Below are 24,240 nucleotides of genomic sequence, written 5' to 3'. Positions count from 1 at the left end.
GTAGGGCAGGAGATAGAAGACTGGCTTCTATCTCCTCGGTTTTAGTTTTGTTCTACTTGTTCGATTTTCTGATAGAGCGAGTAAAGCTCTGGTTTTTTCTTGAGGTTTTCATAGATGGGCTGCACTGCTTGTTTAAAGGGGGCTTGGTCTATTTCGAAGAACTCGACGCCAAAATCTTTGCGCGCAGATTCGGTCGTTTTCGCCATCTCTTCTTGCCATAACTCTTGCTGAAGTGTGATGGATTCATCAATCGCTTCTTGTAGGGCCGCAAGTTGATCTGGGGTCAGCTTTTGTTTGGTGATGTTACTCATGACCACCACGTCAGGGATTCGAGTGTGCATGTCGTAGCTGTAGAATTTGGCCACTTCGCCATGACGGGCGATGGTTAGGGCAAACTCGTTGTTTTCTGCGCCATCAAGAATGCCTTGCTGTAATGAGGTGTACACTTCAGCTTGGCTCATGGCGATAGGTGCGGCGCCGAGGAGCTTCATTGTCTCGATGGACGTTTCACTCTGCATCACGCGGATCTTTTTACCTTTGAGGTCGTCGAGCGTTTTCACCGGTGCTTTGCTCATGTAGAAGCTGCGCGCTCCTGAGTCATACCAACCGACACCGGAGAAGCCTTGCGCTTCTGTTGAACGGTAGACCGTGCTCATGACATCCTCGTCTTCCATCACGCGGTAAAAGCCCTCTTTGCTGTCAAAAAGGTAAGGCAATGAAAAAACGCCGTAGAGAGGGGAGAAGCTTTCGAGAAGGCCAGATGAGACTTTAGTGATATCAATGGCACCGACTTGAGCCATTTCAACCAGTTCACGTTCGCCGCCGAGCTGGCTGTCTGGGAAGTATTGAATCGTGACTTCGCCGTTGGTTTTTTCAGCCACAGCATCACCAATGTACTGTAAGGCGTCTTTCACGGGTTGGCTGTTTTCAGCGTAGGCAAGCTTGAGCACGGTGTTTGCGTAAGCGCCTTGCGCAGCCAGCATCAGTGCGGATGCTAAAACGGCTTTGTTGAAGGGGGTGTAGAGTCGGGACATAGTATCCTCCATACATAATGGCTTTTGATTATGTTATTGGTTGGTTGGGTTTATCGTTATTGATTTACGCAGTGTATAGTTGCAGGGCGGCGCGATGTTCACCTTTAAAAATGAGCCAGCTTTATCTGGCCATCGTCAATTTTGCGAGATCGATAGCGCAGCGAGTCACATTTTTACTTTTTGTCTCCCCACGGAGAATGCGCTTGAACGCTGGGCTTTTTTACGCCGAACTGACTTACTGCTGTTTAGGCATACAGCAAAGCGCGATATAGTAAGCGCCAATGCTCAGCAATCCGAATTTAGCTCATGACCAGCAATAAGAAGCCGCGTTCGAAAGGGACAGCCACGAAAAAACGTACGCCAGCGCGAACCGCCTCGAAAAAGCCCTCTTCGCCTAATAAAACACCATTAAAAGCCAGTGTGTTACGAACCCTATGGGGCCTAACATGGAAGCTCGCCTTGGCTGGGTTTGCCTTACTACTGGTGGTGGGCATCTATCTTGATAGCTTGGTCAAACAGAAATTTGAAGGTCAGCTGTTCTCTTTGCCTACGGTGGTGTATGCGCGTATTTTGCATCTCGTGCCGGGTGACAACATTTCGATTCAAGAAGTACGTAATGAGCTGGATGTGCTCAATTATCGCAAAGTGCGTCACCCTCAATACCCGGGTGAGTACTCCTCTTCTTCGAGTAAGATTGAGCTGATTCGTCGGCCTTTTGAGTTCTCCGATGGCCCAGAGCCTGACCGCCATGTCATGCTGCATTTTGATTCGTCAAGCCTGCAACGGATCCAATCGTTAGAAAAGCAGGGAGATTTAGGCTATTTGCGCATTGAGCCGAAAATGCTGGGTATGCTTGAAAAAAATCAAGATGAGCAACGGCTGTTTATCAAGCGGGTTGATTTTCCGGAAGTGATGATTGACGCGCTGCTCGCAACAGAAGACAGGCAGTTTTATCAGCATGATGGCGTGTCACCATTGGCGATCGCACGTGCTTTGGTGGCCAACGTGAAAGCGGGGCGGACCGTGCAAGGCGGCAGTACTCTGACGCAGCAGTTAGCCAAAAACCTCTTTTTATCGAGCGATCGCACCTTATGGCGCAAAATGAGAGAGGCTTACATCGCCCTGATTCTCGATTACCGCTACAGCAAAGACCGCATTTTGGAAGCGTACCTCAATGAGGTCTATTTAGGACAAAGTCGCGGCGAAGCGATTCATGGCTTTGGTTTGGCGTCGCGTTTTTATTTCGGCCAACCGATTCAAGAGCTAAGAATTGATCAACTGGCGTTGTTGGTCGGCATGGTGAAAGGCCCGTCGTATTACAACCCGCAACGCTACCCAGAGCGGGCGAAAGAGCGTCGAGATCTGGTGCTGCGCTTAATGATGCAACAAGGCACGTTGACGGCGAGCGAGTTTGATGCCGCTGCCAGCCGCCCACTGGATTTACAAGCAACGCCACAAATTGCTAGTCGTCAGCCCGCTTATTTTCAGCAAGTGAGCATTGAGCTCAAAGAGAAGCTTGGAGAGCGATTCCAGGGCGATAGCGGCCTGCGCGTGTTTACCTCACTTGACCCTGTCTCACAGCATCAATTGGAACGCGCCGTGGCCTCTAAGGTAACGCAACTGGCAACCGTGGCGGGCGATGAATTAGAGGGCGCAGCGGTGGCGGTGGATCGACACACCGGCGAAATTCGCGCGATTGTCGGTGGCAAACGCACCGGCTTTGATGGCTTTAACCGAGCCTTGAACGCGAAGCGGCAAATTGGCTCATTGGCAAAACCTGCGGTCTATTTGGCGGCGCTCAATCAGCCGGAAAAATACACCTTAGCCACCACGCTGCACGACAAGCCGATTACGCTCAAGGGCAGTCAAGGCAATGTCTGGTCGCCGCGTAATTATGACCGAGAATATCGCGGTGATGTGCCGCTCTATCTGGCGCTGGCCAAATCACTCAATGTGCCGACGGTGGAGCTGGGTATGCAAGTGGGCATAGAGAAGGTCATCAACACCTTTGAGCAGCTTGGCGTGCCACGTGAAGAGATTCGCCCGGTACCTTCGATGTTCTTAGGCTCATTCAGTCTTACCCCGTTTCAGGTGGCGCAGATGTACCAAACCTTAACCAACTCGGGCCGATACGCGAAGCTCTCTGCGCTGCGTTCGGTGTTAAACCTTGAAGGGCAGGTGCTGTATGAGTCCCTGCCTAGCGCGTCACAGCGCGTCGATCAACAAGCGGCCTGGCTGACCACTTATGCGATGAAAATCGGCGTTACTGAAGGTACTGGCCGCTATCTCAATAGTCAGTTTTCTCAAGCGGCGCTGGCAGGGAAAACAGGTACCAGTAATGATACGCGTGACAGTTGGTTTGTCGGTGTTGATGGGCGAGAGGTGACCACGATTTGGCTTGGCCGAGACGACAATACACCGACCAAACTGACGGGGTCGAGCGGCGCATTACGTGTCTATGCCGATTACTTATCGCAGCGTATTCCGCAGCCATTGAGCCTGCCATGGCCCCAAGGCATCACGACACTAGGTTTTGCTGGGCGAGAGTCGGGCAGCTTGGCGCTGGATTGTCGTAACGACTTTAGGTTGCCCGTATGGGATAACACAGGTCAGCTCAAACAACAGTGTGATAAAGCGTCGGCATCCTGGATCAATCGACTCTTTGACTGGTAAGGTCAGATGGGTTTGTGTATATAATCCGAAATCATTGGTTTTGAAAGGAATTCAAACGTGAAAAAAACGCTTCGCTCCTTGCGCGGTTTTAGCTATCTATGCGCTTTTTTAGGCGGGTGGCCACTCATGGCGACAGCACAGTCAGGACCATCACTGCTTGATACCGATGTGCCAGTCGTTGAGCGCCCTAAAATTGCTGTGGTGCTGGCAGGTGGCGGCGCCAAAGGTGCGGCGCACATTGGGGTGTTGAAAGCGCTTGAAGAGCTGAAAATTCCGGTCGACTACATTACCGGCACCAGTATGGGCGCCTATGTCGGCGGCCTTTATGCAACAGGGATGAGCGCTGATGAAATCGAGAGTTTTCTTTATAGCGTCAATTGGAACTCTGGCTTTGTTGATAAAGTGCCGCGCAGTGAGCGTCGTGTGCGAGATAAAGAGTACGAAGATCGCTACCAACTGACGACCGATTTTGGCCTAGGGATTGGCGAGCTCAAAGCCGCCAAAGGGGTTGTGCAAGGGCAGAGTATGCTGCGTATCTTGCGCGAAACCACAGGCAATCTTCCTCCTTTTACCAGCTTTGATGAGCTGGCGATCCCCTATCGTTCGGTAGCGACCGACATCATTCAATTAGAACCTGTCATCTTAAGCAGTGGCTATTTGACCGATGCCATGATGGCGAGCATGTCTGTCCCTGGTGCGCTGCCACCGTATGAAGTGGATGGCAAAATGTTGGTCGATGGCGGGGTGACCAACAATATGCCGGTCGAACTCGCGCGGGCACTGGGCGCGGACATCATTATCGCGGTGGATATCAGCTCGGATTATCGCGCCGAAGAGGAATTCACCAACTTATTTACCGTCGCTTCGCAGTTGTCTAATTATCTTGTCCAGCGCAGTACCCGAGAGCAGACGAGCTTTCTTGCTGAGGGCGATGTCCTTCTGAAACCTGAGGTGGGTCGCTACGGCACCACCGATTTCTCCATCATGCCTGAAGCGTATGTCAAAGGTTATGAGGTCGCCCATGCAGCAAAGGAGCAATTGCAGGCGTTGTCGGTTTCTTCGGCTGAGTACCAACACTATGTGGAGAAAAAACAGCAAGCACGAGCCAAACTCACTTATGTCGATGAGGTGGTGATTGACCGATTGAAGGTGAGCAATAACAGCCCATTCTCCGATGAGGTGATAGCGCAGCGATTGAATCTTGAAAGCGGCGAGCAGTATTCGACGGAAACGTTGGAGCAGAGCATACGCGATCTCTATGTGTTGGATCGGTTTGAGTTGGTGACCTACCAGTTTGATCAGCAAGATGATGACAACGTGCTGCGCGTGAACATCAAAGAGAAATCCTGGGGGCCGAATTTTGTCGACTTTCGTTTCTTCCTTGAAGATGACTTTCAGACCAAAAGCCAGTACTCGATTGGTGTCTCCACCAACTTCACCGGCTTGACGGAGCAAGGAGCCGAGCTAAGAACCAATGTCGAACTGGGCACAGACAAGCTGTTGGAGTTTGATCTCTATTCACCGATCCTCTCCTCTCAAACACTGTTTGGTAACGCGATTGTCAGTTACAAGGAACAGACGCGCAACCTGCCGTTTGATGCCGATGGTGAGTTCGAATTCATTACCGATCCTACTTTAGAGACAACCGAGAATTACCTGCCGGTGAACTATGCTCAGTGGATTGGGGAGCTGGCGATGGGTTATCAGAGCAACTTATGGAGCCAATTTAAGGTGGGCGGGCGCTATACCCACGGTGAAGTGGAAGCGTCGACCTTCTCCTTGTTTGGCACTGGCCGCTATGAGCGCCTGGGTCTGTTTGCCAACTACCGCATCGATACTTTGGACAACTTTGCCCTACCAAACAAGGGGGTTTACCTCGATCTAGGATTCCTAGTTTCTGATGATAGCTCGCAAGACAGTTTGTCGGACATCGATGATACCGTGTACGAAACCACCTTACGTTGGATAGGTGCGCACAGCTTTGGCCGTCATACTTTAGTGGGTAACTTTGATGGCGCGCTGGTGGAGAGCAAAAAGTCCCAGTTGCTGGTGGATCCTAAACAGTTAGGCGGCTTTCTAAACCTCTCCGGCATCCCGAAAAACAGTCTGGTTGGGCAAAATAAACTCTATGGTAATGCTACTTATCGCTACCGTTGGTTTGATAACGATTTTGGCCTCTTCAGCTCGCCCTTCTACGTCGGCGCGTCATTGGAATATGGCGGTGTGTGGTCAGATCCGGATACAGAAATCAGCCAAGCGCCGATGTATCAAGCAGCCTCGGTTTTTGCGGGGATTGACTCGCCAGTCGGACCGGTGATGTTTGGTTATGGCCGTACTGAACAAAACTACGACTCGTTTTATCTTATCATCGGCAGTTCGTTTAAATAGTGGGATCGAGTCGATATAAATTGTTGTACGGTTTATAGGGAAAATGTGCTTATACTGCATGAAAAAGCATAGAACTTTAGTCTCAAGTTGCTATGTTGGTCAAAATGATGAGATTTTAATTTAACGTTAAATTTGCTATTCTACCGCCCACAGTTTGGCCTCTTTGGCATGATTATTCGATGTTCGGTATCGCACCCAATTGAATAACAATATGGCATGGAGCGCCAAGTTTCCAAGGATGTTCACTCCCTTCTTTTCTGAATAAATAGCAATAAAGGGGAGGAACCGCAATGAGAGGAAAAAGTCGTGCTTGAAGCCTACCGTAAACACGTCGAAGAGCGTGCTGCTGAAGGAGTTGTACCTAAACCATTGGATGCCGAGCAAGTTGCCGGCCTAGTGGAACTTCTGAAAAATCCCCCTCAAGGTGAAGAAGCGTTTATTCTTGACCTTCTGGAAAACCGTATCCCACCGGGTGTTGATGAAGCGGCTTACGTCAAAGCTGGTTTCCTAACGGCTGTGGCGAAAGGCGAGGTCTCTTCTCCGCTGGTTAGCCGCGAAAAAGCCGCGCAGCTCCTTGGTACTATGCAAGGTGGCTACAACATCGCGCCACTGGTTGAGTTCCTTGATGATGAGACTCTAGCCCCCATCGCGGTCAAAGCCCTGTCTCATACACTACTGATGTTTGATGCGTTCTACGACGTGGAAGAAAAAGCCAAAGCCGGCAACAGCTTTGCTCAGCAAGTGATGCAATCATGGGCGGATGCAGAGTGGTTTACTGCCAAGAAGAAAGTCGCAGAAAAGATCACGGTGAAAGTGTTTAAAGTGACCGGTGAGACGAACACCGATGACTTATCCCCAGCTCCAGATGCTTGGTCGCGCCCTGATATTCCTGTTCACGCGAAAGCGATGCTGAAAATGGAGCGTGAAGGCATCAACCCAGATCAACCTGGTAGTGTTGGCCCTATCACGCAACTCGAAGAGTTGAAAAAAGACGGCATCCCACTCGCTTACGTGGGTGATGTTGTGGGCACCGGTTCTTCGCGTAAATCCGCGACCAACTCAGTGCTGTGGTTTATGGGCGAAGATATCCCATACGTACCTAATAAGCGCACCGGCGGTATCTGCTTGGGTGGCAAAATTGCCCCTATCTTCTACAACACCATGGAAGATTCAGGCGCGCTACCGATTGAATTGAACGTACAACAGATGAATATGGGCGATGTGATCGACATCTTCCCGTACGAAGGTGTGGTACGTAAAGATGGCGAAGAGATTTCTCGTTTCGAGCTGAGCAAAGTGCTGCTTGATGAAGTGCGAGCGGGTGGCCGTATTCCTCTTATTATCGGTCGTGGTTTAACCAGCCGCGCGCGCGCATCGCTCGGTCTTGAAGAGACCGATCTCTTTGCAAAACCCGTTGACCCATCATCGTCAACCAAGGGCTTTACTCTGGCTCAGAAAATGGTCGGTAAAGCGTGTGGCGTTGAAGGTGTTCGCGCGGGTCAATACTGTGAACCTAAGATGACCACGGTCGGCTCGCAAGATACGACGGGCCCAATGACGCGTGATGAATTGAAAGACTTGGCGTGTCTTGGTTTCTCTGCAGACCTTGTCATGCAGTCGTTCTGTCATACCTCTGCGTATCCAAAACCGGTGGATGTGAATACTCACCATACCTTGCCAGACTTCATTATGAACCGTGGCGGTGTCTCTTTGCGCCCTGGTGATGGTGTTATCCACTCATGGCTAAACCGCATGTTGCTGCCTGATACCGTAGGTACAGGTGGTGACTCGCATACTCGTTTCCCTCTTGGTATCTCGTTCCCAGCCGGTTCTGGCTTGGTGGCGTTTGCCGCTGCGACGGGTGTGATGCCATTGGATATGCCTGAGTCTATCTTGGTGCGCTTCAAAGGCGAGATGCAGCCGGGTATCACCTTGCGTGATTTGGTGCATGCGATCCCTTACTATGCGATTCAACAAGGTCTATTGACGGTTGAAAAATCAGGTAAGATCAATGAGTTCTCAGGTCGCGTACTTGAGATTGAAGGGGTGGAGCACTTAACGGTTGAGCAAGCGTTTGAGCTCTCTGATGCCTCAGCAGAGCGCAGTGCAGCAGGCTGTACTGTCAAGCTCTCTCAAGCGTCAATTGAAGAGTACCTCAACTCAAACATCACCATGTTGAAGTGGATGATCTCTGAAGGTTACGGCGATCGCCGCACCATCGAGCGTCGCATTACTGCGATGCAAGAGTGGTTGGCTAACCCAGAACTTATGGAAGCCGATGCGGACGCGGAATACGCGCACGTGATTGAGATTGATCTTGCCGAGATCAACGAACCTATCTTGTGTGCACCAAACGATCCGGATGATGCGCGCCTACTTTCTCAAGTGCAAGGCACTGAGATTGACGAAGTCTTCATTGGCTCGTGCATGACCAACATTGGTCACTTCCGTGCAGCAGGTAAATTGCTTGAGCAATATGGTGGCACCTTGAATACACGTCTCTGGGTAGCGCCGCCAACCAAGATGGACCGCGATCAATTGACCGAAGAAGGCTATTACGGCATCTACGGCCGTGCGGGTGTGCGTATTGAAACCCCAGGGTGTTCACTCTGTATGGGTAACCAAGCGCGCGTAGCGGATAAAGCGACGGTCATGTCGACCTCAACGCGTAACTTCCCGAACCGTTTAGGTACCGGCGCGAATGTGTTCCTCTCTTCCGCTGAGCTCGCGGCAGTGGGCGCTATCATAGGCCGCATCCCTACTAAAGAAGAGTATCTTGAGTACGCGGCGAAGATCGATGCGACCGCGGCGGATACCTATCGCTACTTGAACTTCCACAAGATGGAACAGTACACCAAGAAAGCGGATACCGTGATCTTCCAAGAACCAGCGTAATCACGCTCTAGCGAATATGACAGATCAGCGTCTGCTTCGGCAGGCGCTTTTTTTATCTCTGTTTTTTAGGCTCACGGTGTCGATTTTTAGAGTGTCTGAGGCCGATTTTAGGTATAGTGCGCGCCTTTTCTTCACGACTTTTTCTGGGTAGGTGGTTCAATTATGGAATTTGAATTTATTAAGAATACCTTACTGGGTGACGTCTACGTAAGATCCAGTATGGGGCATGAGGTCTTTGGTCGCTGGCTTCAGGAAGAAATTGGTCAAGACCCCGTCAAACTCGAGAGCATTGATCAGTTGCTAGCCAGTGCGAAAGCTGCGCCTCAGCAAGAGTTCATTTTAGAAGGCCGAGAAATTTCTCTGACAGTTCAAGGTGATGAAGTGTTAGTGGAAGAGAACAGCTTAAAGCATGACTTTGACCTTGGCGCGGAAAGTGAGTTCGAGTTGTATGAGAGCGAGAGCCGTGCAAGCTGCGGTTTGGAAGATTTCGAACAACTGCTCGACCAGTGGAAATCCTTTCTTCGTACAATGTAATGCACCCTATTGGTGAATGAATTCACTGATGCTCTGTTTTTGGGAAGTGCGCGCACCTTTATGGTGCGCGTTTTTCGTTCTACAGGATGGAAAATTAATGTAATTTCATATTTATCAATGGTTTAAAAACTTGGCACGCACCTTGGATTATAGAAAAGCAAAAGGATGACTGCTTCAGAGAGGATGCGATGAAACTTATTAATGCGATTATCAAACCGTTCAAATTAGATGATGTTCGAGAGGCGTTAGCCGATGTGGGCATCGAGGGGATGACTGTATCAGAGGTGAAAGGCTTTGGTCGCCAAAAAGGCCATACAGAACTTTACCGTGGTGCAGAATATCAAGTCGATTTTCTACCCAAAGTAAAACTAGAGATCGCCACTCAGGCTGAAAACGTTGACCGCGTTATCGAAGCCATCACGAAAGCGGCGCACACCGGAAAAATTGGTGACGGTAAGATTTTTGTCTACGACCTAAGTCAAGCAGTGCGTATTCGTACTGGTGAGACGGATGTTGAGGCACTTTAAGAATTCAAAGGACTGGAGATAAACACGATGGAATTATCAACAACAGTAACAGAGTTACGTTACGCACTAGACACCTTTTTCTTCCTCATTTCAGGTGCGTTAGTTATGTGGATGGCAGCGGGTTTTGCGATGCTGGAAGCGGGTCTAGTACGTTCAAAGAACACCACTGAAATCCTAACCAAAAACTTCTGCCTATACGCTATCGCTTGTACCATGTACTTGGTGGTTGGCTACAACATTATGTACGTCGACAACGGCGAAGGCGGTTGGCTACCATCAATCGGTGCGCTGATTGGTACGCAAGGTGAAGGTGCAGACCACTCCCTTGAGTCTGACTTCTTCTTCCAAGTTGTGTTCGTGGCGACGGCGATGTCGGTTGTCTCTGGCGCAGTGGCTGAGCGTATGAAGCTATGGGCTTTCTTGATTTTCGCTGTCGTACTTACAGCCTTCATCTACCCAGTCGAAGGTTACTGGACTTGGGGCGGTGGCTTCCTATCTGAAGCGGGCTTTAGCGACTTTGCAGGCTCTGGTATTGTTCACATGGCAGGCGCAGCAGCAGCATTGGCAGGCGTACTTCTTCTTGGTGCACGTAAAGGTAAATACGGCAAAAACGGTGAAATCTACCCAATTCCTGGTTCAAACATGCCATTGGCAACGTTGGGTACCTTCATCCTATGGTTCGGTTGGTTCGGCTTCAACGGTGGTTCACAGTTGATGGTATCAGATTTCGAGAACGCAACAGCGGTTGGTCAAATCTTCCTAAACACCAATGCCGCAGCCGCAGCAGGTGCCATTGCAGCGCTGTTTGTTTGTAAAACCACTTGGGGTAAAGCAGACCTGACTATGATTCTTAACGGTGCGTTGGCGGGCTTGGTAGCTATCACTGCTGACCCACTGTCACCATCACCACTTTACTCTGTGGCTATCGGTGCGGTATCAGGTGCATTGGTTGTGTTTAGCATCATCGGTCTAGATAAACTTAAGATTGACGATCCAGTGGGTGCTATCTCTGTTCACGGTGTGTGTGGCTTCTTCGGCCTGATGGTTGTGCCACTAAGCAACGGTGACGCTTCATTCGGTGCACAGCTTCTTGGTGCTGCAGTGATCTTCGCTTGGGTATTCGGTGCAAGCCTAGTGGTCTGGGGTATCTTGAAAGCAACAATGGGTATCCGAGTCTCTGAAGACGAAGAGATGGAAGGTATGGACATGCACGACTGTGGTGTTGGTGCTTACCCAGAGTTCGTGACTGTGAAATAAATCACTTTTTAATACAAAGTATGAAGCCCACACTCAGTGTGGGCTTTTTTTGATCTATGCTTCAGGGGCTGAGTAAAAGCACCATAGATACGCTCTGGCTTTTGAGACTGAGTTGATACAAAATTAATCAATATTTGGTTAGGTGTGATACAAGTTGTTACAAATAAAGGGGTTTAAAATCAGCCGTTAACCCGCCTGTTTTGCTTATTGATGGATTGTTTTCTAAAGTTTGTTGAATATAATAAACGCATTGATAAACATTATCATTATTATATAAATCTAAAGGATTGACTCGATGAAAAAACTGCTGACTCTTTCTGCATTAGCCTGTGCAACTGTTGCCCCAACCGCGTCTCTCGCTGCAGAAGAAGTAAATGTCTACTCTTACCGCCAGCCTTTCCTTGTTGAGCCGATGTTCAACGAATTTACCAAAGAAACCGGTATCAAAGTAAACGTCAAGTTTGCGAAAACAGGGATCGCAGAAAAGCTCGCTCAGGAAGGAGAGTACAGCCCAGCAGACGTCGTGCTCACTGTTGACATCAGCCGCTTAGCTGAGCTTACCGACAAAGGTCTGGTGCAAGCGGTAAACAGTGACGTGCTTGAGAGCAACATTCCTGCTCAATACCAAGATGAAAATAACGAATGGTTTGCTCTGACGACACGTACTCGCAGCGTTTACTCTTCGCGCGACCGCGTAGGCAAATTGGGTGAAGACTTCACTTACGCCGATTTAGCCAAGCCAGAGTTCAAAGGCAAAATCTGTACACGTAGCGGTAAGCACCCATACAACGTATCACTGATCTCCTCTATGATTGCTCATGAAGGCGAAGCGGCGACCAAAGCTTGGTTGGAAGGGGTGAAAGCGAACCTAGCACGTAAACCGCAAGGTAATGACCGTGCACAAGTGAAAGCCATTAAAGAAGGTTTGTGTGACGTGTCGCTAGGTAACAGCTACTACCTAGGCGCAATGGTTAACGATCCAGAGCAGAAAGCGTGGGCTGACGCGGTGTACATCAACTTCCCGAACCAAAGCACCACAGGTACACACGTGAATATCTCAGGTATGGCGATGGCGAAATACGCGCCTAACAAAGAGAACGCAGTGAAGCTGATGGAATTCCTTGCGGATGACGTCGCGCAAGAGATGTACGCAGAAGTGAACTACGAATACCCAGTCAAAGCGGGTGTAAAACGTTCAGAGCTCGTGGCTTCTTGGGGTGACTTTAAAGCCGATACTCTCTCGCTAGATGAGATCGCCGATCACCACGAAGCAGCAGTGAAACTGCTTGATGAAGTGAAATTTGATCTGTAATTCTGCTCACACAGACCATTAATTAAAGACAACCTCAAGTCTCGCTTTTCTTTGCCGAGCTTGAGGTTGTTTGCTTATAAGGGTATAAATACACCTATACGGTTAAAGGATATGAGATGTATTTGCAACTGCATCTATCCCTCATACAGCCTGATGATAAATAGGCAATGAAAGAAAAATATTATTCATGGAAAACCAGCAGTGGAGCGCTTGCTTTGTTGCTGGTTTTACCGATCTTAGCGATATTCTACACCGCCATCGGCGAGACAGATGACCTCTTTGGCCATCTGATGTCGACGGTTCTCCCAACTTACACTTACAACACAGTGTTGCTAGCACTTGGAACCATGGCATTTTCTCTGCTTTTTGGTGTGCCGAGCGCGTGGCTGATGGCGATGTGTCGCTTGCCCAGTGAGCGAGTATTACAGTGGGCATTGGTCTTACCGCTGGCTATGCCTGCCTATATTGTTGGATACATCTTTACCGATTGGTTTGATTTTGCTGGCCCGGTGCAGGTGTGGCTACGTGGCGTCACTGGCTGGGGACCGGGTGAGTACTGGTTTCCGGATATTCGTACCCTAAGCGGTGCGGTGGTGGTGCTGTCGTTGGTACTCTACCCCTACGTGTATCTGCTGTGCCGCGCCGCGTTTATGGAACAGAATGTGTCGCTGTTGCAATCGGCGCGCTTATTGAAGTGCTCCCCTTGGGAGAGCTTTCGCCGAATTTCATTGCCACTGGCACGCCCGGCAATGGCGGTAGGGTTGTCGCTGGTTGCGATGGAGACCATCGGTGATTTTGGTACGGTCAGCTATTTCGCGGTCAATACGTTGACCACCGCGGTGTATGACACTTGGTTAGGCTACTCAAGCTTAACGGCCGCAGCAAAAATTTCCGCCATCATGTTGTTGATTGTGATCTTGCTGCTTAGCGCGGAACGCTACAGCCGACGCAAACAAAAGCTCTTTCAGCAGCAGTTTAATAGCCGTGAAGATTTTCGTTATGTGCTAACGGGTTGGAAGAAGTGGCTAGCCCTGATTTGGTGTTGGGGTTTGGTTTGTATCGCTTTTCTTTTCCCGTTGGGTCAACTGCTGATGTATGCCTACACCTACTTCTCACAAAGCTGGACCGCAGAGTTTCGCCAATTTGCGCTCAATAGTCTCTATGTCTCTATTTCCGCTGCGTTGATTGGTGTGGCGATCGCTTTGGTACTCAACTTCTGTCAGCGTATTACACCGAGTAAGACCAGCGTCAGTTTTATGCGCCTCTCTTCACTGGGCTATGCGGTGCCGGGCACAGTATTGGCAATTGGTATCATGGTGCCTGTACTCAGTCTCGATCATTTGGTTAATGATGTCGCTAAATGGATGGAGTGGGGACGCCCAGGGTTGATTTTCTCTGGTTCTATGTTTGCAGTTATCTTCGCCATGGTGGTGCGTTTTTCAGCGGTGGCGATTGGCAGCATTGAAAGCAGTTTGAGCAAAGTGTCGCCCTCACTGGATATGGCATCGCGCACCATGGGGTGCAGCGTCAATCAGATGGTGTGGCGAGTTCATTTCCCACTGGTGCGTCGCGGCGCTTTGATTGCGGGCCTGCTAGTGTTTATTGAGTCGATGAAAGAGCTCAACGCCGCCCTTTTACTCCGCCCATTCAACTTCGAAACCTTAGCGACTTACGTCTATAACTTTGCCTCCGATGAGAAATTGGAGCTGGCGGCGTTACCTGCCGTATTGTTGGTTCTCGTTGGCCTTATTCCTTTAGTTCTGATCAACCGTTCACTGGAGCACACACACTGATGAGTTGCGCGCTATCTATTGAAAACCTCACTTGTAAATATGACGACCAGACCACGGTACTCGAGTCGTTATCTTTGCGGGTCGAGCATGGTGAAATTGTCTGTCTACTTGGCGCCAGTGGTTGTGGGAAAACGACGTTGCTCAAAGCGATTGCTGGTTTGCTTCCGCTCAGTTCAGGCACCATGAGTCTCAATTGCAACGTGATTGATAATGGCGAGCACTGGTTGCCGCCTGAGCAGCGCAACATTGGTATGATTTTCCAAGATTACGCGCTGTTTCCCCATCTGACGGTAGAACAAAACATTGCCTTTGGTTTGACCGCTCTCTCAGCGCAAGACAAACATCAGCGCGTGGAAGAGATGCTGGAATTGGTGCATCTCAGTGGTTATGGCGATCGCTACCCGCATCAGCTGTCGGGTGGTCAACAGCAACGCGTGGCCATTGCTCGCTCTTTGGCGTACAAGCCGGACTTGCTCTTGCTTGATGAGCCGTTCTCTAACATCGATACCCAAGTGCGCCATGAGCTGATTGGTGAAATTCGCAAGATTTTCAAAAAGCAGGGCGTCACGGCGATATTCGTCACCCATAGCCGCGAAGAGGCCTTTGCCTTTGCAGACAAAATGGCGGTGATGAACCACGGCGTCATTGAGCAATACGGGACGGCAGGCGAGCTTTACTACCAACCGTCGAGTAAATTTGTGGCGGATTTCTTGGGCGGCGGCAGTTACATCAAAGCCAAGCGCATCTCATCGTCTGAGTTCGAAACCGAACTCGGTGTGATTGAAGCGACTGCGCAACATGAGATTTCTCAAGGCGGCGAATGTGAATTGTTACTTCGTCCACAACATGTCCAGATCAGTGCGACTCAAGAGAGCAGTATCTCGGTGTTAGAGCAGCAGTTTATGGGCGATCACTGCCGTTATGTCATCAATGCGGGTGGCAATCTCTTGCTCGCCAGCTCCCCTGAGCCGTTGATGATTGGCCAACATGTGTCTGTCAAAGTGGATACCCAAGGCGTATTGGCCTTCTAGTCTAGAGCGGACATTCCGACAAAAAAATGCCCGGTATAGTACCGGGCAAATCTTCTTCACCTATAGGGTGGACCCAAGATGGATCGCGATGAAGCCTAGAGTTTGAGGAAGGTTTTCATTTGCAGCACCACTTTTTCAGCCGTGGCTTGGTCTGCCATCTCAGCAAAAATTCGTAGTAGCGGTTCAGTCCCAGAGAAACGTGCGATGACCCATCCACCATTTTTAAACACCACTTTCGCGCCATCTTCGTAGCTGACTTTGTCGATGTCATACTCAAATTCAGGCAGTTGCTTCTCGACGTAGAGGCGATCATACAGTGCCTGTTTTTGCGCCGCTTTAAACGTACAATCCCCTTCCGCGGTATAGGCGTAGCCGTAGCGTGAATAGATTTCACCAAGCAGTTCGGAGAGTTTTTTCCCAGTGACGGAGATCATCTCCACCAATAAGCTGGATGCAAATACCCCATCTTTGCCCTTAATGTGACCGCGAATGGTCAAGCCGCCTGAGCTCTCTCCGCCGATCAGTGCATCGTGCGCTTCCATCTTGGAGCTGATGTGTTTAAAGCCAACCGGGACTTCATAACACGCTTCACCATGATCGGCGGCGATTTTATCGAGCAGGTGAGTGGTCGCGATGTTACGCACCACCGCACCTTTCCAGCCCTTGTACTCAAGTAGGTAGTAATAGAGCAGCATCAGTACTTCGTTGGGGTGAATAAAATGTCCTTTTTCATCAATGATGCCTAAACGGTCGGCATCCCCATCGGTACCAATACCAATGTCGTAGCCCTCTGCTGCCACCAGATGTTTGAGGCGATATAAGGTTGCAGCGCTAGGTGAGGGCATCAGTCCGCCAAAATCGGGGTTCTTGCCATCGTGAATCACATCCACATCGCAGCGGCCGTTAATCAAAACGGTTTGCAAAGCGTTCTTCGCGACCCCAAACATCGGGTCGATGAGAACGCGTAAGTTGGCTTTTTTAATAGCTTCAATGTCGATGAAATCGATGATGGAATCGACAAACTCGTTCATTGGATTAATGAGCTTAATACGCTGGCTATCAAGTGCCTGCTCAAATTCCATGCTCAACACATCGTTTTGGCTGAGAGTTTCAATTTGCGCTTCGATTTTTTGTGTGATCACTTCATCGGCGTCGCGGCCACCTTCGATGAACACCTTGATACCGTTGTAATCCGCTGGGTTGTGCGAGGCGGTGATGCATGCCGAGTAGGCGCAATTCATCTGCTTGGCCTTGAACATCACGATAGGGGTGGGCACGAATTTGTCGATAAAACTCACGCAGATCCCGTTCGCTGCGAGCACTTCAGCAAACCAGCGGCCCGCTTTATCGGAGAGAAAGCGGCGGTCATAACCAATCACGAATCCGCGGTCGCTGACCTGTTCGTGATTGATGATATTGGCCAGCGCTTGGGCAACAAGGCGCACGTTGTCTTTTGTGAACGCTTCACCAATAAACGCACGCCAACCGCCGGTGCCAAATTTAATTGCTGAACTCATAGTTGTTTTCCTTTCTATCAAGCCCAGAGCGGCGCAAGGACGCTCTGGGCTGACTCGTTATCCCAATACCACAACCACTTGGTTGACAGAGCCTTGAGGCTGAACCGGAACCACACCTTCGACGGCTTGGCCGTTCACCGTGATGGATTGAACCCCTTTGCTCACCGAATTCGGATTGTCGACTTTGATGTGATAAGTGGCACCTAGCCACTCACGCGTAACCTCAAAGCCCGGCCAATCGGTCGGAATACACGGGTCGATGGTTAGGCCATCAAATCCACTGCGCACACCCAAAATAAAGTTGGTGACCGCAAAGTAAGCCCAGCCTGAGGTGCCGGTTAGCCAAGGGTGGTTGGCGCGGCCATGATCTTGATGATCGCGCCCCATAATAAATTGCACGTAGGAATAAGGTTCAGCGACACGTTTCTCGATGATGTCGTTTTGGTTGTATGGGTTGAGCGCATCGTAGAACTTCATCGCACGATCGCCGCGGCCCAGTTTGGCCTCTGCGACCCAAGCCCAAGGGTTAGGGTGTGAGAAGATGGCGCCGTTTTCTTTCACGCCCTGGTAGACGCGAGTAACAAAGCCGATGTCGTCATTAGGGGTCGCAAATGAGGGCGAGTTGAGATGCAAGCCGTATTCGGAGAATAGGTGTTCATCAACTGCGTCCATGGCTCGCTCGCCACGCTGCTGCGAGACCGCACCAGAGAGGACGGCGAGGGTGTTCGACTCCAGATGGACACGGCCTTCTTTTTGCTGCGCAGTACCAATCTTGTCGCCATTTTTGGTCAAGCCGCGAATGTACCAACCGCCTTCGTCGTCCCAGAGGTGAGTTTCACACGCTTCACGGACATTAGCCGCCATTTGGCTGTATTTCTCCACATCCTCCTCTTTACCAAGGAACTTGGCCAAGTCGATGAACTCTTGCAGTGCCCAGAAATGGAGGAAAGAGACCATCGATGACTCACCGCCACCAAGGTTGAGACAGTCATTCCAGTCAGCGCGCAGGCCTTTACAGATGCCGGTTTGACCGACGTACTCAGCCGAGAAGTCGAGCGCGGCTTTCATGTGCTCATAGACACTGGCTTCGCCGCCATCGGCATACGGAATGGTCTCATCAAAAAATCCGTGCTCGCCCGTTTCCATCACGTATTTACAGATGGTCGGCACCAACCAAAGGTGATCGTCAGAGCAGGTATCTTCAATGCCGTGAATCTTATCTTCATCGGAAGGGGTTGGAACCACGGTTGGTGATTTGGAGGGTTTCACATCCGCTTTTTCAGGATCGAACCAGTCAGGATCAAACAAGTGCAGACCGTACCCCGCTTTGACCTGACCGCGAAGCAGATCGACAATGCGCTTGCGCGTCATTTTCGGGTTGGCGTGTGGGACGGAAATCGCATCCTGAGCCGTGTCACGATAGCCCAGCCCGGTGCGTCCACCTACTTCAATAAAGGAAGCGAAACGTGACCAGACAACACAGGTCTCGGCTTGGTACAGCGTCCAAGTGTTGATCATGGTATCCAGCCCTTCGTTCGGCGAGTGGACTTGGAACTTGTTGCAGCGCTCGTCCCAGTGCGCTTTGATGCCGGCAAAGGCGCGATCGATTTCATTCACATCTTGGTATTTGGCGCGCAAACGCTCGCCATTGCCTTTTCCGATACCGAGTAAGTAGGCGAAACGCACTTCTTCACCCGGTGCAAGCGTGAACTGTTTGTGTAGTGAGCCACAGTGGTTGTAACAAGTTTGCGCGCTGTTCGAGCAGCGTCCTTGCTCGACGGCAATCGGATTGGCTTCGTCACGATAGAGACCAAGGAAACGATCGCGTTGACCATCATACGAGTCTGGATCGAAGGTGGAGGCGAGGTAATAGAAGCCTTCAAAATCGTTGGTGTTGTAGTAGAGATCATACTCAATCACGCCGTCACGGTATTCGGTGCCCGCAGAGTAAAGTGACATCTGGTGGTTTTGATTGTCCGATTGAATATGGCTAAATGAGAATTCGACGAACGAAAACGCGCTGATCGTGCGTGGCGTATCTGAGGTGTTTTTGATCACCACATCCCAAATTTCAACGTCTTCGCCTTTCGGTACAAATAAGGTTTTGGTCGCGCTAATGCCACTGTACTCACATTTGAATTTGGAGTAAGAGAGGCCGTGGCGCACTTCATAGGTCGCTTCGTCTAAACTCTTCGCAACCGGCTGCCATGAGATAGACCAGTAATCACCGCTGACATCATCGCGCAGATAGACGTAATGCCCAGGGCGATCAAAGCTGGCATTGGGGCGGAATTTGGTGACGCGATTGTACTCAGGGGAGTTGTAGAAAGAGTAGCCGCCCGCATTGTGCGAAATGACGGTACAGAACTTTTCTGTGCCTAAGTAGTTAGTCCATGGTGCAGGGACGTCTGGTCGAGTGATGACGTATTCACGATGTTCGTTATCGAAATAGCCGTATTTCATGTGTCTTTCCTTTTTACAAGTTACCAATCAGTAACCAAATCTAAGCTAGTGAAAACTGTAAGTAGTGATTCAATGGGTTAAGTTTATCGTCAGGATTGCAGGTCTCTCACCAGCGCTATCCGACGCTCATTTTTTTGTCTCGTCACCTCGTTGTTTGGGTGCTTGAGGTTTGGCGCCAGTGCTTGCAGCTGTTCGCCAAGGTGCTCTATAGGCCACACCTTGTTTGTCGAGCAGCGGTAAGTGGGCGTTGAGTCGCGCAAGGTAGTCCAACCAATCGCGCTGGTGTTTTTCACTCCAGCCCGCTTCGGCAAGCGCGGTTAGGCGCGGGAAAATCATGTAGTCCATGCGTTCAGGCTCGGTGACAATTTCGCTCCATAGCGCACATTGAATGCCTAAAATGCGACGTCGAATTGGGTCGTTGTCGGCGATGTCTGCCAGTGGCTCGTAGCGATACGCCTTTTCAAGCGGGATCACGCTGGCCCAATCGACGCCCGGCTCTTCAGGGGCGTAATCTTGGCTCATATCGAGATAGGTGCTTTGACCAGGCTGTAAGATGACGTCAAAGCCTTGTTTGGCGCAGTGCAATGCAGCGTCCTCACTGAGCCAAGAGTAGATCACGGTATCTTTGCTCACTTTGTCACCATGTTGCGCTTCTTCCCAACCGACCATTCGTTTACCTAAGCTGCGTAACTTGCGTTCGGCGTAACGCAGCAGATGACCCTGTAGCTCTTTGCTGCTCTTGTAGCCGTGCTCTTTCATTAACGCGATGCACGCTGGACTCTCTAGCCACACTCCTTGCGGCACTTCGTCGGCGCCGATATGAACCCAAGGGGACGGGAAAAGCGCCGCCACTTCCTCAAGTACCGCGTCGAGAAACGCATAGGTACCAGGCAGAGCGGGGGACAACACGTTGTCGCTGTAATGCTGGATACTGCGGTAGTTTGAGCGATCACTGGCGTCATACAGCCATTCCGGTAGGGATTGGAGCGCCGCTCGGCAGTGGCCTGGAATATCAATTTCAGGGATCACTGTGATGCCTCGCTCTGCGGCATAGTCGATCACGGCGGCGATCTCTTCTTGGCGGTAGTATCCACCGTAGCGCTGCCCTAGATGACTAAATTGCGCTTGTAACGCCAAATCTGGACCGCGAAACGCCCCAATCTCAGTTAATTGAGGCAAGGATTTGATTTCAATACGCCACCCTTCGTCATCGGTAAGGTGCCAATGGAAGGTGTTGAATTTGTAGTGCGCCAGCTGGTTGATGAGGCGTTTGATCTGCGCCACCGAGTAAAAATGGCGCGCGCAATCTAGCATCATGCCGCGATAGCCAAAACGGGGTTTATCGCTGATGGTGACTAGCGGTACGGCGAGCCCATTGCCTTGTTTCGCGGGTCTGATGAGCTGCAGCAAGGTGGCGCTGGCATGGATAAAACCGACGTCCGAGCCGGATTCAAGCTGCACACCATGATGAGTCACGGTTAAGTGGTATTCCCCCTCATCAAGTGTTGGGTTCGAGCGAAAGAGGATGTCACTTTGCCCAATCGTGTGCACCTCAAAATCATGCAGTGTGGCTAGCTCTTGTTGCAGCCAAGTAGCGCCGCGTTCTGCCAATGCGGTTTGCAAGGTGATTTGGCTGTGTTCAGAGAGACGATATTCGTCCTCTTTGAGTGCTAGAGCATTGGGCTTTGGAATCAGAGCCAAGGGCGCTGACGGCAGCTCTGAGCGGGCTGGGATCTCGGCGCGCTCGCGGTAGGGCGAGGCGAGCGCGATCGGCGAGACATGCACCGCGTGTGTTTGATGTTGCTCAAGGTCGATCAGCAGCGCATCTTTTAGTCCATCAGTATAAAAACGTAGCGGCGCGGTTCTGATGCTAAATTCGCAATAAAAGTGTTGGTTAGCGGTTAACGTGTCGACATCTGGCGTTAAAGTGCAAAAACTCCCAATCTGCACAATCTGCCCGTGGCTGACACTGCTTGGCTGAATGTAGCGATCAAGAATGAACTGTAACTGCCAAGCGGGCAGGTCTTGATCGGTTAAGTTGTGCAAGGTGAGGCCAAATCGGCAACCTTCTTTGCTCTCATTGAGCACCGCAAAATCCACTCGATAACTCATTGTGCACCTTCGTGTTGAATGTCGCTCAGTCTATAAAGGTTGTGCTCAGGTTTACCCGCAAACATCAGTGCCCCTTCGATGGCGTCGAACTTAGCAGGCACAATCAGACTTCTCATCGGTGGCGATAGCCACGCTTGCATGCGCTCCGCGACACCGCCCATCAAACAAATGCGCGTCGCGCCTCGGCGGCGTAACGCTTGCAGCCACATTTCGATATCGTCACGGGTTTGCTGTAAGAGTGCTTGTGCCAACGGGCATCCTTCATCGGCGAATTGAAATATCTGAGGCGAAAACTGACCATAATCGCGCGGCAGCGCTTGCTTTGACCAGGCAACAATCGCATCGACGTCATGGTGAAAGTGTGTCATCACGTAATGGTAGAGCGGTGTTTTGGGCTCAATGTCATCATAGGCGAGCAGCACTTTTTGGATCAGCCTTAGCCCCATCATCGCGCCACTGCCTTGATCGGAGATGGGAAACTCACGGCCACCGACCACTTGCTGCTCACCACCGTTGATCAATAGGCCGCATGAGCCTGTACCAGCAATCAGAATGGCACCATCTTGGCCGTCATGCGCGCCAAGACAAGCGCCATAGGCATCCGTATTGAGGACGATGGAGGCGAATGGGTGAGGCTGCTCCATCATCGCAAACCATGCAGACTTTTGCTCCGCGCCCGCGAGGGCAAGGCCAAGGTGCATGCGTGTGAAATCAGCGCTCGTCAACTCGGCCTGCGTGCCTGCTGTCGTGACGGCATCGACAATGGATGTCAGAGCAGGTTCGATGCCGAGTAAAATGTTAGCGCTGCCGCTTTTTCCCTCGCCAAGTAAGCGTCCCTGCGCATCTCGAATCCGTGCTCGGCACGAGGTGCCGCCGCCATCAATGCCGACATATAAATGGGTCATTGCGCTTGCTCCTTTGAGAACGGGTGAGTTTGAGAGAAGCGACGCGCCTGGTGACAAATGGCGAGCAGATACCACGCCGCATGAGGAATCCACTGTTCGCCCCAACGCCAGTTTTGCAGCATGTCATCACATTGAGGGGACGGATTGAAGGCGATGTCTCGTTCATCATCAAATCCGCTGGTAATGCCGTTACAAATCCCCCCTTTGGCGTTAAAAAAGCCCAGCTCAGGCAGGTAGTCTGGGTTGTTGTGACCTGCGCCACCAAGCATGCAGAGATCAAATGGGTTCAAGCCTAAAATCCAGCTCAAACAGTCTTCTGCAAAGCTATCCAATTGCTGACACAGTGCCGGGTTATCAAGGTGGCGCTGAGCGATATGGGCCATGCTCGCTAGAGAGCCGAGCCGCGCGTTTTCGCCCTGCCACCAGTAGCCGGTTTCATTGTCATGGGGAACGAAAAAGCGCGCACTTTTCTCCTCTGACAGAGGCTTGGTGTATTGGCGAGGGTAACCAAAGGGGTTGTGCACCGCTTGCGTGATGGAGAGTTCAAACCGCACCGCTTGTTCAATCACGCGCTGGACGCTGTCTCGCTGCGCCGCATCGGTTTCAATATCCAGATAGCGACACAAGCTGATCACTGGTAATCCTGCGTCACTGGCATGAAAGTAGGGGCGTGAGCCATCGTGATTCGCGGACCAGAAATGGCGCTGATCGTCATCGCTGCATTGACGCGCCATCAGTTTGTTGGCCCACTCTTGGCTTTGTTGCAAATAGCGTATCTGTTTTGTGGCGCGATAGAGCTCACAACAGGCCAGTAGTGCGCAGTACTCATCGATGATGTTTTCAACGCCATCGTCTAAGTACTCGCGGTTGTGTGAGATAAGGTGCCAATAGCCTTTTTCCGCCGCCGCCAAGTAGTCGTCGGGTCGATATTCTCCGCCTTGTTCGCGCTGTGCGGCGGCAGCGAGCGCAGCAATCGCGATGCCGCCGCCTTGACGAAATCCAGCTTGAAAGTCCGAGGACTTATGGCCCAATTGTGTCGCATAAGCGCATATATGGCGTTTGCTGGTCTCTTTTGACCACTGGTCAAACACCGTCATGTAAAAGTAGCCATCGGGATGTTGCATTCGCACTAAAAAATCGGCGCCGTGCAATGCTTCTTCTGCCATTCTCAGGCGAGTAAACGCGGGGACGGAATCGAGCGTTTGCAGCTGCTCTAAGCCATTGAATAGGTTCCACACGACCATGGGGATCTGCTGTGGATTGAAGTAATTGGCATAAGATAGATGGCTGAGGTATTTGCTGACATCGCCGGAGGCGTCATACCAGCCGCCGTGGACATCCGCGTACGCATCATGGCCGTAAAGGGGCACGTGGCGATCTTGCTGATCAAACACGCCCGTACAACGCTGAGACTTAAAGTAGTGCAGCACATCGGACAGTGTGGCGCTGAGCAAGTGTTGATGGCGAATCTCGAAAGTGTGGGAGCGGACTGAGTCGTCATTGCTCAACTCGTTTTCTCTCGAGGTATCGTTTTCTAACGTATCTTTGTTCAACCTATCAATGGCCAAGTAGAACTGGCCGATTTGGTCAAAATTGGAAAACGGAATGCGAAAAAAATGCCCTTGGTGCCAATGGTCGACGGTGCCACCGGGCTCGGTTTGATAGGTGGCGAGCGTGTGATGACTCTTCGCGCACACGAGACGAGCAGTGGGGAGCGTCTCTAGTGCGTGGTTTGTCATCAGTACCGCCTGTTTTGGACCAAGGGCTTCATAACCAAGATGGTTAGTCAGTAGCAGCAT

Annotated in this window: 14 protein-coding genes and 1 pseudogene; 9 read left to right on the top strand and 6 right to left on the bottom strand. The window is 50.9% G+C overall.

The window, feature by feature from the left end; genetic code table 11:
• Positions 1-41 precede the first annotated feature (41 nt).
• Entirely contained in the window at positions 42-1,034 is a 993-nt protein-coding gene (locus AC6R10_RS10970) for a TRAP transporter substrate-binding protein (RefSeq protein ID WP_500672253.1), read from the bottom strand.
• Between the two features lie 306 nt (positions 1,035-1,340).
• Here AC6R10_RS10970 and mrcB point away from each other — a divergent pair, with 306 nt between their 5' ends.
• From mrcB to AC6R10_RS10925, 9 genes are all read left to right on the top strand, one after another.
• A complete protein-coding gene (mrcB, locus tag AC6R10_RS10965; RefSeq protein WP_500672252.1) occupies positions 1,341-3,707 on the top strand; it encodes a penicillin-binding protein 1B in 2,367 nt (788 codons plus the stop codon).
• A 126-nt stretch (positions 3,708-3,833) separates the two neighbouring features.
• Positions 3,834-6,095, top strand: coding sequence for a patatin-like phospholipase family protein (locus AC6R10_RS10960; protein WP_500672251.1), 2,262 nt, complete (start codon positions 3,834-3,836; stop codon positions 6,093-6,095).
• 306 nt (positions 6,096-6,401) lie between these two features.
• Positions 6,402-8,990, top strand: coding sequence for a bifunctional aconitate hydratase 2/2-methylisocitrate dehydratase (acnB, locus tag AC6R10_RS10955; RefSeq protein WP_500672250.1), 2,589 nt, complete (start codon positions 6,402-6,404; stop codon positions 8,988-8,990).
• Positions 8,991-9,152: 162 nt separating this feature from the next.
• Complete coding sequence (locus AC6R10_RS10950) at positions 9,153-9,524, top strand: YacL family protein (protein WP_487902101.1); 372 nt, start codon at positions 9,153-9,155, stop codon at positions 9,522-9,524.
• 188 nt (positions 9,525-9,712) lie between these two features.
• The gene (glnK, locus tag AC6R10_RS10945) at positions 9,713-10,051 is read left to right on the top strand and encodes a P-II family nitrogen regulator (RefSeq protein ID WP_334553954.1); all 339 of its coding nucleotides are present in this window, start codon (positions 9,713-9,715) and stop codon (positions 10,049-10,051) included.
• A 27-nt stretch (positions 10,052-10,078) separates the two neighbouring features.
• A complete protein-coding gene (locus tag AC6R10_RS10940; protein ID WP_334553955.1) occupies positions 10,079-11,308 on the top strand; it encodes an ammonium transporter in 1,230 nt (409 codons plus the stop codon).
• Positions 11,309-11,603: 295 nt separating this feature from the next.
• Positions 11,604-12,620, top strand: a complete 1,017-nt coding sequence (locus tag AC6R10_RS10935) for a Fe(3+) ABC transporter substrate-binding protein (RefSeq protein WP_500672249.1) — start codon at positions 11,604-11,606, stop codon at positions 12,618-12,620.
• Between the two features lie 167 nt (positions 12,621-12,787).
• Complete coding sequence (locus AC6R10_RS10930; protein ID WP_500629320.1) at positions 12,788-14,413, top strand: ABC transporter permease; 1,626 nt, start codon at positions 12,788-12,790, stop codon at positions 14,411-14,413.
• Complete coding sequence (locus AC6R10_RS10925) at positions 14,413-15,444, top strand: ABC transporter ATP-binding protein (protein ID WP_487902098.1); 1,032 nt, start codon at positions 14,413-14,415, stop codon at positions 15,442-15,444. Before AC6R10_RS10930 ends, AC6R10_RS10925 begins: the two co-directional genes overlap by 1 nt.
• Before the next feature lie 95 nt (positions 15,445-15,539).
• Here the strand turns inward: AC6R10_RS10925 and AC6R10_RS10920 are convergent, their stop codons facing one another.
• The 5 genes and pseudogenes from AC6R10_RS10920 to AC6R10_RS10900 all read right to left on the bottom strand — a co-directional run bounded on the left by AC6R10_RS10920 (position 15,540) and on the right by AC6R10_RS10900 (position 24,240).
• Entirely contained in the window at positions 15,540-16,961 is a 1,422-nt protein-coding gene (locus AC6R10_RS10920) for a phosphoglucomutase/phosphomannomutase family protein (RefSeq protein ID WP_500672248.1), read from the bottom strand.
• A gap of 57 nt (positions 16,962-17,018) precedes the next feature.
• Positions 17,019-19,424 carry a glycoside hydrolase family 94 protein gene (locus AC6R10_RS10915; RefSeq protein WP_500672247.1) on the bottom strand — a complete coding sequence of 802 codons (2,406 nt, stop codon included), beginning with the start codon at positions 19,422-19,424 and terminating at the stop codon, positions 17,019-17,021.
• 192 nt (positions 19,425-19,616) lie between these two features.
• Positions 19,617-21,536: pseudogene (locus tag AC6R10_RS10910) on the bottom strand (beta-N-acetylhexosaminidase); the annotation flags it as partial.
• Positions 21,533-22,441, bottom strand: a complete 909-nt coding sequence (locus tag AC6R10_RS10905) for a glucosamine kinase nucleotide-binding domain-containing protein (protein ID WP_500672246.1) — start codon at positions 22,439-22,441, stop codon at positions 21,533-21,535. The pseudogene AC6R10_RS10910 and the gene AC6R10_RS10905, both read right to left, overlap by 4 nt.
• Positions 22,438-24,240, bottom strand: coding sequence for a glycoside hydrolase family 9 protein (locus AC6R10_RS10900; RefSeq protein WP_500672245.1), 1,803 nt, complete (start codon positions 24,238-24,240; stop codon positions 22,438-22,440). The genes AC6R10_RS10905 and AC6R10_RS10900 overlap by 4 nt, the downstream gene beginning before the upstream one ends.

This window comes from Vibrio sp. R12-SG2-ISO1 (genome assembly GCF_059834045.1).
The sequence above is the reverse complement of the archived record's forward strand: the minus strand, read 5'-3'. Positions and strand labels throughout refer to the sequence as shown.

Coding starts and splice junctions, on each gene's coding strand:
- AC6R10_RS10970 (WP_500672253.1), bottom strand. CDS start 1,034: ATGTCCCGACTCTACACCCCCTTCAACAAAGCCGTTTTAGCATCCGCA.
- mrcB (WP_500672252.1), top strand. CDS start 1,341: ATGACCAGCAATAAGAAGCCGCGTTCGAAAGGGACAGCCACGAAAAAA.
- AC6R10_RS10960 (WP_500672251.1), top strand. CDS start 3,834: ATGGCGACAGCACAGTCAGGACCATCACTGCTTGATACCGATGTGCCA.
- AC6R10_RS10950 (WP_487902101.1), top strand. CDS start 9,153: ATGGAATTTGAATTTATTAAGAATACCTTACTGGGTGACGTCTACGTA.
- glnK (WP_334553954.1), top strand. CDS start 9,713: ATGAAACTTATTAATGCGATTATCAAACCGTTCAAATTAGATGATGTT.
- AC6R10_RS10940 (WP_334553955.1), top strand. CDS start 10,079: ATGGAATTATCAACAACAGTAACAGAGTTACGTTACGCACTAGACACC.
- AC6R10_RS10935 (WP_500672249.1), top strand. CDS start 11,604: ATGAAAAAACTGCTGACTCTTTCTGCATTAGCCTGTGCAACTGTTGCC.
- AC6R10_RS10930 (WP_500629320.1), top strand. CDS start 12,788: ATGAAAGAAAAATATTATTCATGGAAAACCAGCAGTGGAGCGCTTGCT.
- AC6R10_RS10925 (WP_487902098.1), top strand. CDS start 14,413: ATGAGTTGCGCGCTATCTATTGAAAACCTCACTTGTAAATATGACGAC.
- AC6R10_RS10920 (WP_500672248.1), bottom strand. CDS start 16,961: ATGAGTTCAGCAATTAAATTTGGCACCGGCGGTTGGCGTGCGTTTATT.
- AC6R10_RS10915 (WP_500672247.1), bottom strand. CDS start 19,424: ATGAAATACGGCTATTTCGATAACGAACATCGTGAATACGTCATCACT.
- AC6R10_RS10905 (WP_500672246.1), bottom strand. CDS start 22,441: ATGACCCATTTATATGTCGGCATTGATGGCGGCGGCACCTCGTGCCGA.
- AC6R10_RS10900 (WP_500672245.1), bottom strand. CDS start 24,240: ATGCTGCTACTGACTAACCATCTTGGTTATGAAGCCCTTGGTCCAAAA.